Origin of the sequence: Brenneria nigrifluens DSM 30175 = ATCC 13028, assembly GCF_005484965.1 — a bacterium.
Classification (GTDB): Bacteria; Pseudomonadota; Gammaproteobacteria; order Enterobacterales; family Enterobacteriaceae; genus Brenneria; species Brenneria nigrifluens.
The window spans coordinates 4,802,529-4,824,008 of record NZ_CP034036.1 but is presented as its reverse complement, the minus strand read 5'-3'; the positions used below and the strand labels follow the sequence as shown (position 1 = coordinate 4,824,008).

The window sequence follows — 21,480 nt, the reverse complement described above, 5'->3', positions numbered from 1 at the left end:
GCCCGGCGCGCAATGCGGGGCCGCGTCACCCTAAGACCGCGTACTCCCGGCGAAACTGCGCATCCTGTATCGTCAGCTCATCACGTAAAAACTCGACAAAATCTTTCAGCGCCGCGGTGGTCGCCTTGCCGACCTCGGCCTGGATCTGCAAGGTACGTTGACCCAGCTGCGCCATATTGATCGACTTCACCTGCAAACCGTCGCGGCGGGCGCTGTACAACACGGAAAAATGGCTGCATATGGCGATGGCGTCCGGCGTATCGAGCAAAAAGGCGTACAGGGTGGAGAAATGATTGCTGGTGAATACCGGATCGATGAAAACGCCGTTCATCCGGCATGAAAGATCAAAAAGCTGGCGCACCGTGGCCGCCTGATCGGGCAGCACGATGGGGTAGGTATTCAGGTCGTCGAGCTGAAAATCCCTTGACGCCAGCGGGTGATCCGCTTTCATCACCGCCATAAAGGGCGCGGAAAAAGAGGCGATAACCTGAACGCCGTGCTCCGGCGCCAGGCTGAACTTCAGCGCCACATCGCATTCGCCGCTGCGAACCAGCTCGGGCACCTGTCTGGCGCTGCCCACCGTCAGCACAAAGTTGACCGCCGCATGCCGCTGCCTGAACTGCGCCATCAGGGTCGGCAGCAGATTAAAGCCGATGCCGTCGGTGCAGACCACGCGGATGGTGGTCTGGCGCGCCGATTGCAACCCTTCTATTTCGGCGATCGCCAGCTCCATATCCGCCACGCTGCGCCGCACGTGATTTTCCAGAATATGCCCGGCGTCATTCAGTATCATGCCCCGGGCATGGCGCTCGAACAAGGGGACGCCCAGCCGGGCCTCCAACCGCTGGATCTGCCTGCTGATGGCTGAAACGGCAACAAATAGCTGCTGGCTGGCGGCGCTCAGCGAGCCGCTATTGGCCACCGCCATAAAGTAACGAATTTCGTTGCTGTGCATCGGCCCTCCTGCGCTTTTACGCTTATACCGTTTCCGCCGACTGCGATTTCTGTAGCTGCGAACGCAGACGGACGATATCCGCACCCTGTTCGGCCAGATCCCACAGCAGACCGGTCATGATTTTAAGGGCTTCCAGCGTCGTATCCGCCAGAATATGCTCATTGGGCGCGTGCTGCGAACAGGCCGGATAGGAGTGCGGCACCCACAGCGTCGGCAAGCCCAGCGTTTCCGAGAAGCAGGCGTTCGGTAACCCGCCGCCGAAGTTCGGCAGCACCGCGGTTTTGACGCCGGACGTGCGGGTTATCGACGCCTTCCCCCATTCCACCCACAGATCACTGGGATCGAGCCGGGTGGCGGCGTAATGGCTGACGGCGTTAACCATCTCCACGTCGGCGAATCCGTTGTCATCCAGATGACGGCGGATATGGCGGCCGAAGTTCGCCACGTCGCTGCCCACCACATAGCGCATATGGCAATGCGCGTCGGCCCGCGGCGGAATGGCGTGGGCGGGCTTGTGCGGATTACCGGTAACGAACGCCAGCACGTCCAGCGTATTCCAGCCATAAAGTTTCTCCGCCGCCGTCAGTCCCGGTTCTCCCCATTCGGAATCGATAGCCGGGTCCGTCGCCCCGCCGCCCAGTTCGATATCCGCAAGAAAATGACGCATGGTCGCGGATATCGCCGGCGGCCGCAGCCCCGGCACCAGAATACGGCCGCGGGCGTCCACCATGCCGGCAAGGGCATGGGCCAGACGGATGCCGGGGTTGCTCAACAGCCCGCCCCAGTTGCCGGAATGGTGCGCCCCTTCGCGCGCCTCCACCCGCAGTTCAAAATTGAACACCCCGCGCGATCCCAGAAACAGGGTCGGACGGGCGGCGGATATCCGCGGCCCGTCGGAGGCGATAAACAGATCGGCGCTCAGCCAGTCGCGATATTGCGCGCAAACCTCGTTCAGCCCCGGCGAACCGTCCTCTTCCCCCATTTCCAGAATGATTTTCACGTTGTAGCCGAGATGGCCGTCGCGCGCTTTCAGCACCTGCTCCAGCGCCGCCAGGTTGATGGTGTGCTGCCCTTTGTTGTCGGCGGTGCCGCGCCCATACCAGCGGTTGCCGTCCTCAACCAGCTCCCACGGCGATAGCCCCTCCCGCCACTGGTCGTCATAGCCGCGCACCACATCGCCGTGGCCGTAGGTCAGCAGCGTCAGCGCGGCTTCAGGCTCCATGCGCCGCGCCAGCAAAAAGGGGCCTTTGCCGCCGACCGGGTTCTCCACGATCAGGTATTCGAACCCCAACGCCTGCAACGCGGGTATCATCTCATCCGTCAGGTAGGAGAGCAGAACGGGCCCGCTGTCGGCATTCTGGCTTTCCGTGCGGTATGCCACCCGGCGCGCCAGGGTTTGGGTAAATTCGCCGCAAGTAAAATAATCCACGGTTGCCTGGATACTCTTTTCACGCGTCATCGTCACTCTGTCCTCTGTTATCCGATATTCAGTTGCCGACGGCAGGGCCCCGGCGGAACGGCTGCCTGTCGGTGCGTTAGGGCGTTCGTTGCGGTTACTGCGCGTCGATATCCGGAATGCCCAGCCCCGGCTCCGGCGTCAGCACCGACGCCAACAGCGATTTGGTATAAGGATGCCGCGGCGCGTGGAAAATCTGCTCGCGCGTGCCCTGTTCGACAATCGACCCTCTCTGCATTACCGCCACATGGTCCACCAGATGCTCCACCACCGACAGGTTGTGGCTGATAAGCAGGTAGGTCAGGCCGAACTCCTGTTTAAGCGCCAGCAGCAGATTGAGGATCTGCGCCTGGACGGAGACATCCAGCGCCGACGTCGGCTCGTCGCAGATCAGAATATCGGGGCGCATAATCAGCGCCCGGGCGATCGCCACCCGCTGGCGCTGGCCGCCGGAAAGCTGGCCGGGATACTGGCTGTGCGTCCGGGCGGGCATGCCGACCACGTCCAGCATTTCCCTGACGCGCGCTTTGCGCTCATCGGGCGTGCCGATACCGTGCAGACGCAACGCCACCTCCACAATATCCGCGACGGTGCGTCGCGGGTTGAGCGACGAGTAGGGATCCTGAAAGATGGGCTGAATACGCGACGCCATCTCCTTGCGCCTGCCGGAATCGATTTCACGGCCTTCGATCAGCACGTTGCCGGAAGTCGGCGCCAGCAGGCCCAGCAGCATTTTGGCCAGCGTGCTTTTGCCGCATCCGGATTCCCCCACCAGCCCCAGCGTTTCTCCCCGCCGGATACGCAGGGAAACATCATTTACCGCCCGGATCTCGCCCGCGCGGGTAAACAGACCGCGATTAAGGCGAAAAACCCGCGATAGGGAACACAGCTCCAGCGCGATATCATCATTGCCCGGAATATGCGTCGGCAACGCCGACGTCGCCGCACTATGGTTCATGCTATGGCTCATGCGACCTCCGCATCCCGTACCGGCAAGGCCCGCAGGCAGCGAACCGCATGCCGCTCCGTCACATCGACATACGGCGTTTCCTGGCGGCAGGCATCGGTACAGTGGGAACAGCGATTACTGAACGCGCAGCCCTGCTGCACGCCGATCAGACTGGGCACCACGCCGGGGATCGCCTTTAGCGGCTGGCCCGGTATGGTCTTGCCCTGTATCGGAATGCAGTCGAGCAGGGCCTGGGTATAGGGGTGCTGCGGCTGGTTAAATAACGCCATCACCGGGGCGGTTTCCACAATCTGCCCGGCGTACATCACCGCCACCCGATCGGCGATACGCGCCACCACCCCCAAATCATGGGTGATGAAAATCACCGCCATGCCGAACTCCCGCTGCAGTTCGCGCAGCATGCGCAGGATCTGCGCCTGAATGGTGACGTCCAGCGCGGTGGTCGGTTCGTCGGCGATAATCAGCTCCGGCTCGCACATCAGCGCCATGGCGATCATGATGCGCTGGCGCAGGCCGCCGGAAAGCTGGTGGGGATACTGATTAAGACGCTCGGCGGCCATCGGGATGCCCACGCGCTCCATCAGATAAACCGCCCGTTCGCGCGCCTGCGACAGGGAAACTTTGCGGTGCGCCAGGAGCGTTTCGCACAGTTGATTACCCAGCGTGAACGAGGGATTCAGCGAGGTCATCGGCTCCTGAAAGATCATCGACATCTTGTCGCCGCGCAGCGCGGTAATGTCGCGCTTTTTCAGCGACTGCAACTCGGTGCCTTTGAAGAGCATATGGTCCGCGGTGCGCACCGCCTTGCGCGGCAGCAGATCCATCAGCGCCAGCGACGTCATCGACTTGCCGCAGCCGGACTCGCCCACCAGGCACAGCATTTCCCCGCGCCGTACCGAAAAATCCAGCCCGCGCACCGCATGCAGCGTACCGCGAGACGTGGGGAGATCGACCCGCAGGTTTTTTACATCGAGCAAAATGTCGTTATTCATGGTCTTTTCCTCAGTTACGTCCGTCCAGCGCGGTAATGTCGCGCAGGCCGTCTCCCACCAGATTGATCCCCAGCACCAGAACGGCGAGCACAATGCCGGGGATCAGGATGACCCAGGGTTGAAAGAACATGTAAGCCTTGCCTTCCGCCACCATCAGCCCCCATGACGGCATCGGCGGCTGTACGCCCAGCCCGAGGAAAGAGAGCGTGGCCTCCAGCAGAATGGCGTGGGCGATTTCCAGCGTCGCCACCACCGTCAGCGGGCCGAGCAGATTGGGCAGGATTTCGCGCAGCATAATGAACAACGAGGAGGCGCCCAGCGTCTTGGCGGCGGCGATAAACTCCGCCTCGCGCAGCTGCCGGGTTACCGAGCGGGAGACAATCAGAAAGCGATCCCACAGCAGTAATCCCAGCAGCAGGATCACCACTTTCACCGATCCGCCCACCAGCGAAGCGGTCGCCAGCGCCACCAGGATGATCGGCATGGACAGACGGACCGTCAGGATATAGCTGACCAGCGCATCCACCCGGCCGCCGAAATAGCCGGCCAGCACCCCCAGCGTGATGCCGATAAACCCGGCCACCAGCACCGAAACCAGCCCGATGGTTAACGACACCCTGGCCCCGAACAGCAGCCGGCTCAGATAGTCGCGCCCCAGCTTGTCGGTGCCCAGAATATGTTCCCAACCGCCTTTTTCATGCCATACCGGCGGTATCAGACGCCGGCTCACATCCTGCGCGTAGGGATCGTGCGGGCTGATTAACGGCGCAAGGACGGCCGCCAGCACGATAACCGCCAGAATAGTCAGGCCGAGCGTCATGCTGTGATGGCCGAGAATGCTGCCGAGCCACTTGCGCCAGGGCGCGGGCTCCGCAATCAGCCCCGCTTCGGGCATCGGCGCCTTGGCCGCCAGCGTGGAAGAGAGTGATGAAGAGGTTTTCATGGAAGCTCCCTATGAGGTACGCAGACGCGGATCGAGCGCCGCATTAAGGACATCGGCCAGAAAGGTCAGCCCGATATAAAACACCGAGATAATCAACACGATGGCCTGCACCACGGGAAAGTCGTTGCGGGAAATGGAGTCCCACGCCAGTTGCCCCAATCCCTGCAGGGCAAACACCGACTCAATCACCACCGATCCGCCCAGCATAAAGCCCAGTTCGACCGTCGCCAGCGCCACCACCGGAATGATAGCGTTACGCAGACCGTGCTTGACGATGACCCGGAAGGCGCTCAGCCCCTTGGCCCGCGCGGTGCGGACATAGTCCGAACCCAACACGTCCAGCATGCCGGAGCGCGTCAGGCGCATCAGCGACGGCATGGCGTAATAGCCAAGGGCGATCGCCGGCAACACAAAGTTCCGCCAGCTGCCGTTTCCCGCCACCGGCAGCCATTTCAGACCCACGGCAAAGACGACGATCAGCAGCAGGGCAAACCAGAAATTCGGCATCGCCTGTCCGATAACGGAAATAAAAACGGAACATCTGTCGATCCAGGTATCGCGGAATACCGCGGCCAGCACCCCGAGAGGGATCGCCACCACCAACGCCAGCAGCAGGGAAACCGCCCCCAGCTTCAGCGTAATGGGCATTCTCTGGCCGACCAGTTCCATCACCGTATTTTCAAAATAGAACGAGCGGCCGAAATCGAGATGCAGCGCCGACCACATCCAGTGCGCGAACTGCGTGGTCAACGGCTGATCCAGCCCATACTGCACCCGAATACGCTCGACCACCTCGGCCGTGGCGTCCGGTCCGGCAATCGCCGCCGCCAGATCGCCGGAAAGATGCAGGAGAGAGAAACTGACGATCGCCACGGTAAACAGCACCGCCAGCGCCACGAGCAGCCGATGCAACATATAGATAATCATGAGCTGTTCCTCATTCTCACCGGATATCGGGGGGAATCGATAGCGCTGCCGATTCCCCTGGGTCTGTTACTTCCAGCTCGCCAGCGCAAAGCGCGGAAGCTCATCCGGCCAGCTGTCAAAGTTCAGGTCGGAGGTAAAGGCATAGTTGGTTGAATAGGAAAACAGCGGCGCCAGATACGCCTGGGAAGAAATACGCCCCAGCACGTCCGCATACAGAGCGCTGCGCTGCTTGGTATCGATGGTTTCATCAGCCTTGGTCAACATGCCGGTGACCTCCGCGTCTTTCCAGATATCATCCCCCTTGCCGCCGAAATAAGGCGTAACGAAGGCGGAGGCATCGTTGATGGAATAAGAACCCCAGGTACGTACCGCCATCGGCGCCTTACCGGAAATCAGATCGGCCGCCAGCACCGAGTGCTGTACATAATGCAACCGGGCATTAATGCCGACTTTACGCAGATCGCCGATAATCGCCTCGGCGTAGTCCCGCTCGCGATAAGCCCAGATATCGGTATCGAAACCGTTGGGGTAGCCGGCCTCCGCCAGTAACCGTTTGGCTTTTTCCGGGTCGTACTCATACTTGATCACTTTGCTGGTGTTACAGGCGGCCTGAGCGGAGAAACAGGCGGAATAGACCGGCTGACTGCCGCCGCGCACCAGATTATCCACCATTCCCTGGCGGTTGATGGCGTGGTTCACCGCCTGACGGACGCGCAGATCCCTGAACGGTTCCCCGCCCGGCCCGCCGGCGTTGGTGTTCAGCGCCAGAAAACCGATGCGCATGGTTTCGCCGCTTTTCACCGCGATATTCGGCATGGTTTCCAGCGAGGTCATCTGATCGGCGGGAACCCGCCAGATCCAGTCGACCTGGCCGGTCATCAGCTGCGCCAGCCGGGTTTCCGGATCGCGGATCACCACAAACTGTAATTTGCCTATTTTCGGCTGCCCAACCGGGCTGTCTGTAAAGTAATCGGCGTTTTTCTCCATAGTGACGCCCTGCGCGGGCGTCACGCCGGTGATCTTATAAGGGCCGGTGCCAATCGGGGCTTTACTGAAGCCGGCCAGCTTAACCTGCTGGTAGTATTTGGCGGGAAAGATCGGCGTCGGGCCGGACAAATATTCCAGCGCCGCCGGGAAAGGTTTTTCCAGATGCAGTTTTACCGTGTAGTCATCGACCTTTTCGGTTTCCTTTATCCAGTTGACGCTCTGCGGCATCACGGAATCGGTATTATCGCCGGCAATATTATTGAAGGTGTAAACCACGTCATCGGCGCTAAAATCATCGCCATTATGGAATTTAATCCCTTTGCGCAAATGCAGAACCAGTATTTCCGGCGCATCCCATTCCCACGAGGCGGCCAGTTGGGGTTCATATTCTCCGGTTTTGGGATCGCGATAGATCAGCCGGTCCCACACCAGGTTGGAAATAATCACCCCTTCGCGCAGGGTATTATGATAAGGGCTGATATTTTCCACCTCGTTATCCGAGGCATACACCAACGTATCGTTCTGTTTGCCCGCATAGCCGTATGAAGCACATCCCATCAGTAATGCAGATAAAGCGTATTGTTGTATCCGTCTTGCCAGGGAACGAGTCATGCTATTTCTCCATGCCATTAATGAATAAACCATGCTGAATACTCACGGTGTAATCATTGCAAGACTGAAGCCAATAGCGGATTTGTAACCTTACAGATTTTAGGTAAGTGATTTCTAAAAAGGAGAAACCGCAGGCGTGGCGTGCACTATTTTTGAATACTGCGGCTGAGAAATTAAGTTACGTTTTTAGTATAAGCATTTCATCTAGATAATTAGCGCGCTAATAGTGCGGGGATGCTCTTTTTTTGCACTATTTAAAAGCAACAACGGAGAGCAAGCTATTCAATCACCAGTTTTACTCGCTTACCAATTTTTCCCGCCATTCCAACCAAAGAATCAAGGGTAAACTTCTCTGTTTTTTGATTCACGACATCAGATATGCGTGGACGGGAAACATGCAAAACGTTTGCAGCCTCAGATTGGCGGTATCCTTGCGATTTTATCCAGGCAGCTATTGAAGCCATCAGCGCTTTCTTCATAGCCAAAGCCTGTTCAATTTCTTTATCGGACTCTGATAGCAATGCTTCCGCTTTCTCTGCGGAAAAGCCGAGATCTGAAAAAATATTATCGGTCGCCGCCGTGATATGACGAGACTTAACGTCGATATGATTAGTCATTTTTCCTTTCTCCGCTCAATGATTACCGCTTGATAACGTACCTTGATAAGATTGACGTCTTTTTTGGAAGTAGCCCGAGCTTTCTTTTTAAAACTATGTAACACATAAATTTTCTCTGGAAACTTGGCGACATAAACCACTCGATAAGTACCATCCTCATCATCAATACGAATCTCGATGACTCCTGCCCCCCAATTATTAATTGGTTTAAAATCATTTGGTTCGAGACCATATTGCACACGCCTCAGTTGATGACCTGCGGATGCTCGAGCTTTTTCCGGGAATGCTTTCAAATCATCCAATGCACTTCCACGCCAATCTATTTCTTTTCCAATCATACATCATCCCTCACGTATGTATAAAATTTTATACATCCTGCAAGGAAGCTCAATAAAAATCACCGTATTGAGAAAGATGAAATGAAACAATGGAATAGGAGTCGATAAATTCTGCAACAGTGAACGACGGAAACAGGTGGAATTGGAACCAAGCGGGAAAAAACAGCAAGCCACATACAACAACTCAACAACGGACAATCACCATACAATTTCAACACCAAAACCACCACGGGGCGGTATATCCCTATCCATCCCCGTGTTTTTCCTAAAACCAAGTAAAAGCAAACTTCATTGGCAAACTACCCCTGTTTTTTACCCTCTTTCTCCACCAGCAGTTTTTCCAGCGCGTCGCCGCCCAGATGGCGGAAATCCTGACCTTTGACGAAATAGAAGATAAATTCGCAGATATTCTGGCAACGGTCGCCGATACGCTCGATGGAGCGGGCGCAGAACAGCGCCGTCAGCACGCTGGGGATGGTGCGGGAGTCTTCCATCATATGCGTCATCAACTGGCGCACAATCCCTTCGTACTCCTTATCCACCTTTTTATCTTCACGATAGATACGCACCGCCTCATCCAGATCCATCCGGGCGAACGCATCCAGCACGTCGTGCAGCATTTGCACCGTGTGGCGCCCCAGCGACTCCAGGCTGACCAGCAGCGGCTGATGCTGATGAGAGAATTTTTCCAGCGCGGTGCGGCATATCTTGTCCGCCACGTCGCCGATGCGTTCCAGCTCGGAGATGGTTTTGATGATCGCCATCACCAGACGCAGATCGCTGGCGGTGGGTTGGCGTTTGGCGATGATGCGCACGCAGGCCTCGTCAATCGTCACTTCCATCATGTTGACTTTGGCATCCCCTTCCACCACGCGCTGCGCCAGCTCGGCATCCTGGTTATGCATCGCGGTAATGGCGTCGGTCAGTTGCTGCTCCACCAGCCCGCCCATGGTCAACACCTGGGTGCGGATATGCTCCAGCTCGGCGTTGAACTGCCCGGAAATATGTTTGTTCAGATTCAGATTTTCCATGATGCTTCCCGTAATCAACCGTAGCGGCCGGTGATGTAATCTTCGGTCTGTTTCTGCCGTGGCGCAGTAAACAGGGTGTCGGTATCGCTGAATTCGATCAGTTCACCCAGATACATAAACGCCGTATGGTCCGAACAACGCGCGGCCTGCTGCATATTGTGGGTGACGATAACCACGGTGTAATCTTTTTTCAGCTCGGAAATCAGCTCTTCAATTCTGCCGGTGGAGATAGGATCCAGGGCGGAGCAGGGCTCATCCAGCAGCAGCACGTCAGGACGGATGGCGATGCCGCGCGCGATGCACAAGCGCTGCTGCTGACCGCCCGACAGGCTGTAACCGCTCTGGTGCAGCTTGTCTTTGGTTTCGTGCCACAGCGCCGCTTTGGTCAGCGCCCACTGCACCCGTTCATCCATATCCGCGCGCGATAATTTTTCAAACAAGCGTACGCCGAAAGCGATGTTGTCGTAAATGGACATCGGAAACGGCGTCGGCTTCTGGAAAACCATCCCCACCTTGGCCCTCAGCAGCGCGATATCCTGTTTATCGGTCAGGATATTATTGCCATCAAGCAGAATATCGCCTTCGGCGCGCTGCTCCGGATAGAGCTGATACATTTTATTCAGGGTACGCAGCAGCGTGGATTTGCCGCAGCCCGAAGGACCGATAAAGGCGGTAACCTGATTGGCGGCAATATCCAGCGTGATATCCTTTAGCGCATGGAACTTCCCATAATAGAAATTCAGATTGCGAACCTGGATTTTACTGGTGGATGTCTCAGTAGCCATACTCATCAAGACTTCTCTCTTTTACACGGGCGCTGCAAGGCAACGCCTTAAAATTATTAGTGTTTCTTGGCGGAAAAAATAACCCGCGCCAGAATATTCAGCAGCAGAACGCACAGGGTAATCAGCAATACCCCCGCCCAGGCCAGCTGCTGCCACTCAACGAACGGACTCATGGCGAACTTGAATATGGTGACCGGCAGGTTGGCGATCGGATGCATCAGGTCCGTGCTCCAGAACTGATTGGAGAGCGAGGTAAACAGCAGCGGCGCGGTTTCCCCGGCAATGCGCGCTATCGCCAGTAAAATCCCGGTCATAATGCCGGAAACCGAGGCTTTCAGCGTGATGGCGGAAATCATCTTCCATTTCGGGGTTCCCAGCGCATAGGCCGCTTCGCGCAGGCTGTCCGGCACCAGCTTGAGCATATTTTCCGTGGTGCGGATAACAATGGGTATCTGCAACAATGCCAGCGCAATCACCCCGGCCCAGCCGGAGAAGTGCTGCATTTTCGCCACCACCAGGGTGTAGACAAACAGCCCGACCACGATGGACGGCGCGGAAAGCAAGATATCGTTAATAAAACGAATCACTTCGGCGACCCATGATTTCCGCCCGTATTCCGCCAGATAGATACCGGCCATAATCCCCAGCGGCGTGCCCAACACCGTCGCCCACAGGATCAGCAGGCCGCTGCCGACAATGGCGTTCGCCAGCCCGCCGCCCGGGCTATTCGGCGGCGGCGTCATTTCGGTAAATAACGCCAGCGACATGCCGTCCATCCCTTTACTGATGGTTGAAAACAGGATCCACACCAGCCAGAAAAGGCCGAACGCCATGGTAACCATGGATAAACACAGGGCTATGCGGTTTTTCTGACGCCGCCAGGCCTGCATTTTATGTCGCGAACGCGCCAGCGACGCTTGTTGTTCCGTGTTTAACGCAGCCATCAGCGCGTCCCCTCATTCTTTGTCAGACGCATAATCATCAACTTTGAGCACGCCAGAACAATAAAGGTGATCACAAACAGGATCAGCCCCAGTTCCATCAGGGCGGCGGTATGCAGGCCGGACTCCGCCTCGGCGAATTCATTGGCCAGCGCCGAGGTAATACTGTTGCCGGGCATATACAGCGATATGCTGTCCAACTGGTAGGTATTGCCGATAATAAAGGTGACCGCCATGGTTTCGCCCAGCGCGCGACCCAGCCCCAGCATAATGCCGCCAATCACCCCGTTCTTGGTATAAGGCAGAACGATACGCCAGATAACTTCCCAGGTGGTGCAGCCAATACCGTAGGCGGACTCTTTCATCATCACCGGCGTCTGTTCAAACACGTCGCGCATCACCGCCGCGATGTACGGAATAATCATGATGGCCAGAATCACCCCGGCGGCAAGAATGCCGATGCCGAACGCCGGACCGGAGAACAGCGCGCCGACAATCGGGATACCGGATAGCACGCTGCCCAACGGCTGTTGGAAATATTTGGCGAACAGCGGTGCAAAAACAAACAGCCCCCACATGCCGTAGACGATGCTGGGGATGGCGGCCAGCAGCTCAATGGCGACGCCCAGAGGACGCCGCAGCCAGCCCGGCGCCAGTTCGGTCAAAAACAGCGCGATGCCGAAACTGATGGGTATGGCGATAATCAGGGCGATCAGCGAGGTGACCACGGTGCCGTAGATCGGCACCAGGGCGCCGAATTGCTCGGCCGGCGCATCCCAGTCTTTGGTCCACAGAAAGGAAAAACCAAATTTTTCGATGCTGGGCCAGGAGGCCACAATCAGGGAAACAATAATGCCCCCTAACAACAACAGCGTCACCAGAGCGGCCAGTTTCACCAGCGCGCCAAAAATGATATCGCCATGTTTCCCGGGGGCTTTGATAGTTGGCTTATACTCAGCCATGCGTCTCTCTTCTCAATTTAACCGCGTTTGATACCAAAGTGCCGTGGGGCAAAGAGGTCATCAAACCTCTTTGCCCCATTATCAATCCAGCAGCAACTTAGCTAACGGCCTTGCGATCAAACACAAGGAACCAGGTACGATTTTAGTACAATTATGCTTAATGCAATTGTTTTTAATACTAATTATTTGCAATTCCGGTTATTTTTAATACAGCGCCTTACCGCTGCCGTCTTTAATATTGGCCTTCCAGGCGGCGCGGATCTGCTCTACCACTTCAGTGGGTAAAATAGCATAATCCAGCGCCGTTGCCTCATCGCCGCCTTTGGTATAAGCCCAGTCAAAGAACTTCAGCACTTCAGCGCCCAGCTCGGCTTTCGGCTGCTGTTTCTGCACCAGAATAAAAGTGGTTGAAGAGATCGGCCAGGCATTCTCGCCTTTCTGGTTAGTCAGATCCTGAGCGAAAGAGGTGTTCCAGTCTGCGCCTTTGGCCGCATTACTGAAACTTTCCCCGGTCGGGCTGACGACTTTGCCGTCCGCGGAAACCAGTTTGGTGTAGGCCAGGTTATTCTGCTTGGCGTACGCGTATTCAACGTAGCCAATGGAACCCGGCAGACGCTGAACGAAGGCGGCAATCCCGTCGTTGCCTTTGCCGCCCAGACCGGTCGGCCAGTTAACCGTGGAGCCGGAACCGATTTTTTCCTTCCACTCCGCATTCACTTTCGCCAGGTAGCTGGTGAACACGAAAGAGGTGCCCGAACCATCGGCGCGACGCACCACCGCGATATCCTGATCCGGCAGCTTGGCGTTCGGGTTCAGTTTGGTGATGGCGGGATCGTTCCACTTCTTGATTTTACCCAGGTAGATATCACCCAGCGTTTTACCATCCAGCGTCAGATCGCCGGATTTGATGCCCGGAACATTAACCGCCAGCACCACGCCGCCGATAACCGTCGGAAACTGGAACAGGCCGTCCTGCGCCAGCTTATCGTCGGACAGCGGCGCATCCGTCGCGCCGAAATCCACGGTCTTGGCGAGAATCTGTTTTACGCCGCCTGACGATCCGATGCCCTGATAGTTGACTTTATTACCGGTTTCTTTTTGATAGGAGTCAGCCCATTTGGCATAGACCGGCGCGGGGAATGTCGCACCAGCGCCGGTGAGATTGACGGCGGCAAAGGCGGAAACCGCCGTCAGCGAAAACGCCGCGGCGGCGATACTGGCAATAGTGGTACGCATAAGTTTCATAATCCCTCCTGTGGGATACCCAAAAGTAGTGTCGACCCGGAGTCGTGATTAATCAGAGTGTAGTGTGCAGGAGGAAAAATAGGACAGTTGAGTGACAGTAAAATGTATGTAATATGACAGTTTTATGACAAATAGCAAAATCACGCCCCATTGCGTCATTCCGGCACAGCCGAAACGCTTTCGCATCGCATATCCGGCATCGTATGCGCGGGAACAACAGGGAGACGCCCTTTCCCGCCATCCCATATTTTTATTTCCAGCGGCGGAAAATCAGCGAGGTATTGATGCCGCCGAAGGCGAAGTTATTGGACTGCACATAGTCGGTGTCGATATAACGCGGCTCGCCCATAATATAATCCAGCGCACCGCAGTCTTGCGCCGGCTGCCGCAGGTTGAGTGTGGGGGCAAACCAGCCTTCGCGCATCATTTCAATGCTCATCCAGGCTTCCAGCGCGCCGCAGGCGCCCAGAGTGTGACCGAAATAACTTTTCAGGGAAGAGATCGGCGTCGCGTCGCCGAAAACCGCCGCCGTCGCCAGACTTTCCGCCACGTCTCCGCGATCCGTCGCCGTGCCGTGCGCATTGATATAACCGATATCGCCAGCGCTCAGCCCCGCGCAGCGCAGTGAACCCTCGATACAAATCTGCATGGTTTCGCGCTGCGGCTGAGTGATATGCGCCGCATCGCAGTTGGTAAAGAACCCCACCAGCTCGGCGTAAATGGTCGCCCCGCGCGCCTGCGCATGCTCCAGCTCTTCCAGCACCAGCGTCCCGGCGCCCTCGCCGATCACCAGCCCGTCGCGCCCGGCGTCGAAAGGCGACGGCGTAGTGTGCGGGGCGTCATTGCGCTGGCTGGTGGCGAACAGGGTGTCAAACACCGCCGCCTCCGAAGGGCACAGCTCCTCCGCGCCGCCGGCGACCATCACAGTCTGGTAGCCGTGGCGAATCGCTTCCCAGGCGTAGCCAATCGCCTGGCTGCCGGAAGTACAGGCGCTGGAGGTGGGGATAACGCGGCCGCGCAGGCCGAAGAACAGCCCGGCATTCACCGCCGTGGTGTGCGGCATCATCTGTACATAGGTGGTGCCGGTAATATTATTGGTGTGTTTTTCCGTCAGCATGGTGGCGAAATCGCTCACCGGCCCGGTGCTGCCCGTCGACGAGCCGTAGGCGATGCCGGTTTCCCCGCTGGTCAATACCGGATGCTCCAGCAGACCCGCCTGTTGCAGCGCCAGCTCGGTGGCGCGCGTCGCCATCAGCGAGACGCGCCCCATGGAGCGAATGCGTTTACGGGTGTAATGCTCCGGCAGCGTGAAATCATCAATCGGCGAGCCCAACTGCGTATTCAGGCCGTCGTACACCCCCCACTCCGGCATCTTGCGTATCGCATTGCGCCCGGCGCGCAGGCCGTCTGACACGCGCTGCCAGGACTCGCCAAACGCGGTCACGCCGCCCATTCCCGTTACCACCACACGACGCATCACAGCATCCCTCCGTTAATAGAAATCACCTGACGCGTTACGTATCCGGCGATATCGGACATAAGATAACCCGCCAGCCCCGCGACCTCATCCGCCTGCCCCATGCGTTTCATGGGGATCATTTTCATCGCTTCTGCAACGGCTAGCGGCTCCATTTGAATCATGCCGGTATCGATCAATCCGGGGGCGATGCAGTTGACGGTAATTTTCCGCTTCGCCAGTTCGACGGCCAGCGCCTTGGAAGCGCCGATAATTCCGGCCTTCGCCGCGCTGTAGTTAACCTGCCCGCGGTTACCCATGATCCCGGAAACCGAGGACAGGGTAATGATGCGTCCCCCCTGGCGCAGGCCGATCATCGGCATCACGCAGGGGTGAATCACGTTATAGAAGCTATCGAGATTGGTGTGGATCACGCTGTCCCAGGCCTGGTCGTCCAACGCGGGAAAGGCGCCGTCGCTGGTGATGCCGGCATTGCTGACCACGCCGTAATAGGCGCCGTGCGCCTCGATATCCTGCCCGATAACCGCGCGGCACGCCTCCCGGTCGGCGATATCGAACCCGAGGATGCGGCCGGCGCCGTTGGCGTCGAGGATGCGGCGCAGCGTATCTTCAGCGCCGTCTCTGTCGCGGTGGTAATGCACCGCGACGGTAAAGCCATCCGCCGCCAGGCGCAGGGCAATGGCTCGACCAATCCCCTTACTGGCGCCGGTCACTAACACGCTACGCGTCATTACTCTTTTCCCTGTGCTAAAAGTTGTTTTAATTCATTGTCATCCGGCTGATAGGTATTAAGCCTGCCGGCGGCGTATTTTTCGCCGTCAATCCTGATTTCACCGTCAAAACAGCCGATCTTTTCATCACGCATCAATAGCGTCACGCTCACATCAAGCTGCGACGCGGCGGGGAAAAACGCCTGACGGCAGCGATAGCCCCGCCCGCCCAGCAGCATGCCGGGACGCGGTTTTTGACCATGGTTGCGGCGAGCGTGCCAGCCCGCCCACACCCCAATCGTCTGGGCGATGATTTCAATGCCGAACCAAGCGGGCAGATGCCCCTCGCCATCAAGAAAAAGCGCCAGAATGCCGTCGCGGCTCACCGCCACCCGGCAACGGGCGTGTTCATTATCGACGTGGATCACCTCGTCCACCAGCACCATCGGCGATTCGTGGGGCAGATAGCTCGCCGCCGGCAGATAGTCAGCCATGGGCTTTCCCCACAATCAGGCAGGCGTTATTGCCGCCAAAGGCAAAGGAGTTGGACAGAATCACAGGCCGCGCCAGTCGTCCCGACTCGCTAAGCAAACCGCAGGGCGGCAGCGTTTCATCCCGCGCGCCCTGTGAAAAATCCTGCGGCGGCAAGGGAAGTTCGCGCGTCAGCAGCAGCCAGCAGATCGCCGCCTCGCAAATACCCGCCGCGCCCAGCGTATGGCCGGTCAGGTGCTTGGTGGAACTACAGGGCACGCGCTCGCCAAAGATTGACTGCACTACTTTCGCCTCGATCCGATCGTTAAGGCGCGTCGCCGTGCCGTGCAGATTGATGTAGCCGATATCCTCGGGCCGTAGCCCGGCGTGCGCCAACGCCATGCGGATCGCCCGCGCCGCGCCTTCCCCTTCGGGATGCGGCGCCGACATATGGTGCGCATCGGAAGATTCGCCGACGCCCAGCAGCGATACGCCGTCAGGCTCGCCGCTAATCAGCATCAAGGCGGCCCCTTCGCCAATGGTAATCCCGTTGCGCCGCTCGCTGAACGGCTGGCAGCGCGTCGGCGACAGGGACTCCAGACTGTCGAAGCCGTTGAGCGGCATGCGGCTCAGCGTGTCCGCGCCGCCGACGATCGCCGCATCCGCCAGCCCGGCGTCAATCAGCCGTTTCCCGCTGATCAGCGCCCTGGCGCTGGAAGAGCAGGCGGTGGAAAGGGTATAGGCCGGGCCGTTCAGCCGCAGATAGGCGGCCAGAAAACGCGAGGGATCGCCCAGTTCCTGCTGGGCATAGCAATAGCTCGGCAGCTTACTGCTGACGTAGCGGTCGGCTTCGTCCAGACCCGAGGTGCTGGTTCCCAGGATCACGGCGACGCGATCGGCGCCGAACCGGGCGATGGCCTTATCCACCTGCGGGCGGATTTGCGCCAGCGCCGCCAGCAACAGTCGATTATTACGGCTGTCGTGCCCGGCCAGCGCCGGCGGTATCGCCGGCAAATCCGCATCGACGTTGCCGGTCCAGCACGCTTTCCCCTGCACCAGCCAGCCGCCGTCGTGGCGCATGCCCGGCGCGACGCCGCCGGCAAGGTTGTCGGCTATCTCATCCAGCGTGTTGCCCAAGGCGTTAAGCGCACCCACAGCGTTAATGTAAATCATGCTAGCCGTCCAGATGTTGAATAACGATATGGTAACCAAAGGCGAACTGCTGAACGCTGATGGGCTCACGCCGATCGTTGCGCGTCATATAGCGAATTTCCGTAATCAAATCGCCGTGATTATCCCGCAGTTGCCTGCTGTCGCCATTATCCCGTAGCGTCCAGCCGGCGGGAAGCTGTTTCTGCCATAGGGCTATCGGCCAGTGGCTGAGCATAATATCCGCCAGCACCTGGCTGGCCGGCGGCATCTGCGGCAGCACGATGGACTGCTCGGTGCGGATGCCCTGCGCGTCATAGGTCACCAGAAACAGGCGAATACCGATTGAGGAGAGCCCGACCAGAGAGAGCTGTTTGTCGTCGGCGCTTAGCATCACCAGCAGAGACTGCCGCTTGCCGCCGAAGGTTCCGGTCAACAGCTGTTGCTCATTGACGGCCGGCGTAATGCCCGGCGCGGGCAGCGTCACTTTCACCCCCGGCTTGAGCCACGCCTGCGGGCGGGTGTCGTCATGCTTGCCGGCGCAGCCGCTCAGCAACAGCGCGCCGACCAGCAATAGCCCGCATCGTAAAAATGTCATTTTCTTTTCCCTTTTGAATCAGGCAACGCCAGCGGCGCCAGCAGAAAAGCGGTAAAAATACCGCTGCACAGCACAATGCCAAAGCTGCCGATCGCCGGCGTGCTGCTGAACACCAGCATGCCGAGCGTCAACAGCGCCACGCACATCGCCAGCGTAACCGCCAGCAGCGAGGTCATCGGCGTACCGCGCGGGTTGCTGAAAAACAGCGTGTAGTTAATGCCGATGCCCAGCACCAGCACCAGGGCCAGCAATGAAAACAGGTTCAGCGTATGGCCGCTCAGCGCCAGCGCCGCCAGACCGCCGCCCAGCGACAGCAGCGAAGGCACCACGCTCAACAGCCCGCGGCGCAGCCCCAGACGCAGGACATAGCTCAGGGCAATGGCCGCCAGCGCCGCCGCCAACAGCCAGCCCAGCATCACGCGGTAAAAACCGAACAGCTCATCAAAGCTGCTTTTGCGATCAATCCACGCCACGCCGGGCAGCGTTGTCGCCAACTGGGCCAACGCGGCGCCGTCGCCGACGCCGCCGACCGGCACCAGCACCCCGCTTTTTCCCTGCGCCAGCGACAGCCACAGCAGCCGCCACCCTTCGCTTATCGGGCTGTTCAGCCAGGTTTCGGGCGTTACCGGCATCGGTTGAACATCTGGCGGCGCCGCCTCCACGCCCGCCTCGTTAAGACGCCCGATCACCGCGGGCGCCGCCGCCGCAATCAGCTGCGCGTCGTACTGCTGCTGCCGCAGCGAAGAGAGCGGCAGCAGGCGGTAGGTGGTTAACCACCCGTTCCGCTGCGCGTCGCGCAGTTTGGGCGCCAGTTGCTCCAGCCGCTGCAGGGTCTGCTGCGCGCTGTCGCCGTAGACCACAAACCAGGTTTGATCGGCGCTCTGTCCCGTCAGCGCGGTTATCTGTCTCTCCTGCTGCATTAGCGCCGCCGGCAGCGCCTGAAGCTGCGAAATATCATCGTTCACCTCCAGCCGCAGCAGCCCGGCCGCGGAGATAATCAGCAGCGCCAGCGGCAGCCCCCAGCGAAGCTTGCGGTTACGCCGCCAGGCGGCCAGCCAGCGCCCCATCGGCACCATGGCGGGAACCGGCCGTACCGGCAGGCCCCTGACCAGAAAAGGATACCAGCACACCACCGTCAGGCAGGACGCCGTCAGCCCCGTCGCCGCAAATACCGCCAACTGCCGTAAACCGGGAAACGGCGCCAGCGCCATCATCAGATAGGCGATCGCCGCCGTCCCCAGCGCCAGCAGCAAAGCGGGCAGCACTTTTCTCAGGCTCTCAAGCGCCGAAACGCTGCCGCCATGCACCATGCGCTCGGTCAGGTAGTAGAGGGTGTAATCCGCCGAAATGCCGACAATGCTGATGCTCATCACCAGCGTCATCAGATGCAGCTCGCCGAACAGCAGCAGCGTAAACACCGTTCCCGCCAGCGCGCCAATCCCCACCGACAACGCGCACAGCAGCAAAGGCCGCGGGGAGCGAAACACCGAGAAAATCAGCAGCAATACCCCCGCCACCGTCGCCGCGCCCAGGGTGGAGACATCATGCTTCGCCTGCTGGCTGGCATGGTTGCTGAACAGCACCGTACCGCGCGTCAGCACCTCGGCGGCGGGGAACCGCGCGTGAAGCGACGCCTTGAGCTCCTCGAGCTTATCCACCAGTTGGCGGTTATGCTGCATATCGAACGAACCGCCGCGCAGCTCGCCGTGCAGGAAATACCAGCTGCGGCCCTGCGCATCTTTCGCGCTCAGCCAGCCCTGCGACAGCCCCAGCCGGCTGGCGTTTTGCTGCATCGCCAGCTGCGAGCCGCGCACCAGCATCAGCGGGTCGTGACGCAGTTCGTTGCCGCTTACCCCGGCAAACGCCGAGTAAAGCTGCGCCAGCACCCAGTCCGCCTGCGCGCCGCCGCCGTTTTCCAGCCGGGCGCGCGCGGCGGGATCAACCAGCCCGTTGCGATGTTCAAATACGAACTTTCCCCATTGCTGCTGCCGATCGGCGTCAATCGGGCCTTTAACGTTTTGCAGCTCGGGAAGCGCCCGCAGCCGTTGCAGCCACCACTCGGCCACCGCCGGGTCCGCCCGCTCGCCGGACGTCACCAGCCACACCATCTGCCGGTCGAGGCGCTGCATAAACCCCTGCTGCAGTTCGGGGGGAATGGCGCCCATCGACTGCTGCGGCAGCAGCGCCAGCACGCTGCTGTTGATCTGCGCCTTCGGCAACAGATAGAGCAGCGCGGCGATCAGCGCAAGACAGCACATCCCCCAGAAAACGGCCGCCCGGCGCACCCGGTTAGAAAACGAAACTCCGCTGCTCGTCATCGCTTAACGTCCTGGGTGTGAGCCGTTGATTGCTCAGGGTAATTCTGGTCATATCGCCCTGGCGATCGTCCAGTTCAATAGCGTCGAGAAACTCGCCGCCGTTCAGCGTGATGGCGTTGAACAGCTTATCCAGCGGCGAGGTTTTCGGCGTCAGCGCCAGCCGCCATCGCCCTTGGCCGAGATCGCTGAAGCCGATGGCGAAGTTTTGCTCCAGCACGCGGCGATCGGCCTGAAACAGGGCGCGCAGCAGGTGATTGAACTGAAACATCTGCGGATTGTTTTCCGCGGTGACGATCTGCGGCGGCTGATCGTTCATCACCTGCACCATGCGCGTATCATCCAGCACCATGGTCAGGGAGAACGGCATGGCCTGGTGCCACCACAGCCCTTTGTCCTGGGCGATTAACAGCTGGCCGCTGGATTTAAGCGGTTTCGCCATGCCCTTGATGGCGCGCAGCTGGGTAAAGTCGGCGCGCACCACCGGCTGACTGCTGAACCGCCGTTGCAGCTCGTCCAGCGTGACGCCCTGCGCCGCGCCGCTCAACAGCAGTAAAACCGCAATCATTATTCGTATCATGGCGTCACTCCGAGGCGCTCAAACAAAATGGGGGGAGAAACAAAACTCAGCTCGCGGCTCCCTTCCTCCACCGCCACCTGAATCGTATAGCCGGTGGTGGTGCGCCGGCCGCTTTGCGCGTCGAAAATCTGGTAGGCGATGCGCAGACGGTTTTCCACTTCGTCGACGGTGGCCCGTACGCGAATACGCTGTTCATAGGTCAGCGCCGCGCGGTACTTCACCCGCGTATCCACCACCGGCCAGACATAGCCGGAAGCCTTCATCTCGCGGTAGCCGTAGTTGAACTTGCTGAGCAACGCCTCGCGCGCCACTTCGAAAAAGCGAAAATAGTTGCCGTGCCAGACCACGCCCATGGGATCGCAGTCATGGAAAGAGACCGTCAGTTCTACCTCATGGCTTAAACGGGGATCGTTTAACAC

At 59.1% G+C, this 21,480-nt stretch carries 22 protein-coding genes; all 22 read right to left on the bottom strand.

What is annotated here, in order from left to right:
• Positions 1-25 precede the first annotated feature (25 nt).
• The gene (locus tag EH206_RS22670) at positions 26-955 is read right to left on the bottom strand and encodes a LysR family transcriptional regulator (RefSeq protein ID WP_009115090.1); all 930 of its coding nucleotides are present in this window, start codon (positions 953-955) and stop codon (positions 26-28) included.
• Between the two features lie 22 nt (positions 956-977).
• Positions 978-2,414: a M20 family metallopeptidase gene (locus tag EH206_RS22665; protein ID WP_009115089.1), complete on the bottom strand. Its 1,437-nt coding sequence runs from the start codon at positions 2,412-2,414 to the stop codon at positions 978-980.
• 94 nt (positions 2,415-2,508) lie between these two features.
• Positions 2,509-3,381 carry an ATP-binding cassette domain-containing protein gene (locus EH206_RS22660; RefSeq protein WP_009115088.1) on the bottom strand — a complete coding sequence of 291 codons (873 nt, stop codon included), beginning with the start codon at positions 3,379-3,381 and terminating at the stop codon, positions 2,509-2,511.
• Entirely contained in the window at positions 3,378-4,373 is a 996-nt protein-coding gene (locus EH206_RS22655) for an ABC transporter ATP-binding protein (RefSeq protein ID WP_009115087.1), read from the bottom strand. The genes EH206_RS22660 and EH206_RS22655 overlap by 4 nt, the downstream gene beginning before the upstream one ends.
• Before the next feature lie 10 nt (positions 4,374-4,383).
• Positions 4,384-5,316 (bottom strand): ABC transporter permease, encoded by a 933-nt coding sequence (locus EH206_RS22650; RefSeq protein ID WP_009115086.1) that lies wholly within the window; start codon positions 5,314-5,316, stop codon positions 4,384-4,386.
• 9 nt (positions 5,317-5,325) lie between these two features.
• Complete coding sequence (locus EH206_RS22645; RefSeq protein ID WP_009115085.1) at positions 5,326-6,243, bottom strand: ABC transporter permease; 918 nt, start codon at positions 6,241-6,243, stop codon at positions 5,326-5,328.
• A 66-nt stretch (positions 6,244-6,309) separates the two neighbouring features.
• Positions 6,310-7,842 carry an ABC transporter substrate-binding protein gene (locus EH206_RS22640; protein ID WP_009115084.1) on the bottom strand — a complete coding sequence of 511 codons (1,533 nt, stop codon included), beginning with the start codon at positions 7,840-7,842 and terminating at the stop codon, positions 6,310-6,312.
• 278 nt (positions 7,843-8,120) lie between these two features.
• Complete coding sequence (locus tag EH206_RS22635; protein WP_009115083.1) at positions 8,121-8,459, bottom strand: helix-turn-helix domain-containing protein; 339 nt, start codon at positions 8,457-8,459, stop codon at positions 8,121-8,123.
• Positions 8,456-8,797 (bottom strand): type II toxin-antitoxin system RelE/ParE family toxin, encoded by a 342-nt coding sequence (locus EH206_RS22630; RefSeq protein ID WP_009115082.1) that lies wholly within the window; start codon positions 8,795-8,797, stop codon positions 8,456-8,458. Before EH206_RS22630 ends, EH206_RS22635 begins: the two co-directional genes overlap by 4 nt.
• 299 nt (positions 8,798-9,096) lie before the next feature.
• The gene (gene phoU, locus EH206_RS22625; RefSeq protein ID WP_009115081.1) at positions 9,097-9,828 is read right to left on the bottom strand and encodes a phosphate signaling complex protein PhoU; all 732 of its coding nucleotides are present in this window, start codon (positions 9,826-9,828) and stop codon (positions 9,097-9,099) included.
• Between the two features lie 14 nt (positions 9,829-9,842).
• Positions 9,843-10,619, bottom strand: coding sequence for a phosphate ABC transporter ATP-binding protein PstB (pstB, locus tag EH206_RS22620; RefSeq protein WP_009115080.1), 777 nt, complete (start codon positions 10,617-10,619; stop codon positions 9,843-9,845).
• Positions 10,620-10,669: 50 nt separating this feature from the next.
• Entirely contained in the window at positions 10,670-11,557 is an 888-nt protein-coding gene (gene pstA / locus EH206_RS22615; protein ID WP_009115079.1) for a phosphate ABC transporter permease PstA, read from the bottom strand.
• Positions 11,557-12,516: a phosphate ABC transporter permease PstC gene (gene pstC, locus EH206_RS22610; RefSeq protein WP_009115078.1), complete on the bottom strand. Its 960-nt coding sequence runs from the start codon at positions 12,514-12,516 to the stop codon at positions 11,557-11,559. Before pstC ends, pstA begins: the two co-directional genes overlap by 1 nt.
• 204 nt (positions 12,517-12,720) lie before the next feature.
• Positions 12,721-13,761 (bottom strand): phosphate ABC transporter substrate-binding protein PstS, encoded by a 1,041-nt coding sequence (gene pstS, locus EH206_RS22605; protein ID WP_009115077.1) that lies wholly within the window; start codon positions 13,759-13,761, stop codon positions 12,721-12,723.
• 250 nt (positions 13,762-14,011) lie between these two features.
• Positions 14,012-15,238, bottom strand: coding sequence for a beta-ketoacyl-ACP synthase (locus EH206_RS22600; RefSeq protein WP_009115076.1), 1,227 nt, complete (start codon positions 15,236-15,238; stop codon positions 14,012-14,014).
• Complete coding sequence (locus EH206_RS22595; RefSeq protein ID WP_009115075.1) at positions 15,238-15,969, bottom strand: 3-ketoacyl-ACP reductase FabG2; 732 nt, start codon at positions 15,967-15,969, stop codon at positions 15,238-15,240. The genes EH206_RS22600 and EH206_RS22595 overlap by 1 nt, the downstream gene beginning before the upstream one ends.
• Positions 15,969-16,442: a hotdog family protein gene (locus EH206_RS22590; RefSeq protein ID WP_009115074.1), complete on the bottom strand. Its 474-nt coding sequence runs from the start codon at positions 16,440-16,442 to the stop codon at positions 15,969-15,971. Before EH206_RS22590 ends, EH206_RS22595 begins: the two co-directional genes overlap by 1 nt.
• Positions 16,435-17,592 carry a beta-ketoacyl-[acyl-carrier-protein] synthase family protein gene (locus EH206_RS22585; RefSeq protein ID WP_009115073.1) on the bottom strand — a complete coding sequence of 386 codons (1,158 nt, stop codon included), beginning with the start codon at positions 17,590-17,592 and terminating at the stop codon, positions 16,435-16,437. Before EH206_RS22585 ends, EH206_RS22590 begins: the two co-directional genes overlap by 8 nt.
• 1 nt (position 17,593) lies before the next feature.
• Positions 17,594-18,166, bottom strand: coding sequence for a DUF3261 domain-containing protein (locus tag EH206_RS22580; RefSeq protein WP_009115072.1), 573 nt, complete (start codon positions 18,164-18,166; stop codon positions 17,594-17,596).
• Entirely contained in the window at positions 18,163-20,484 is a 2,322-nt protein-coding gene (locus tag EH206_RS22575) for an MMPL family transporter (protein WP_009115071.1), read from the bottom strand. The genes EH206_RS22580 and EH206_RS22575 overlap by 4 nt, the downstream gene beginning before the upstream one ends.
• Positions 20,456-21,061 carry a LolA family protein gene (locus EH206_RS22570; RefSeq protein WP_009115070.1) on the bottom strand — a complete coding sequence of 202 codons (606 nt, stop codon included), beginning with the start codon at positions 21,059-21,061 and terminating at the stop codon, positions 20,456-20,458. The genes EH206_RS22575 and EH206_RS22570 overlap by 29 nt, the downstream gene beginning before the upstream one ends.
• On the bottom strand, positions 21,058-21,480 hold the full coding sequence (locus tag EH206_RS22565) for an acyl-CoA thioesterase (protein WP_009115069.1): 423 nt from the start codon (positions 21,478-21,480) through the stop codon (positions 21,058-21,060). Before EH206_RS22565 ends, EH206_RS22570 begins: the two co-directional genes overlap by 4 nt.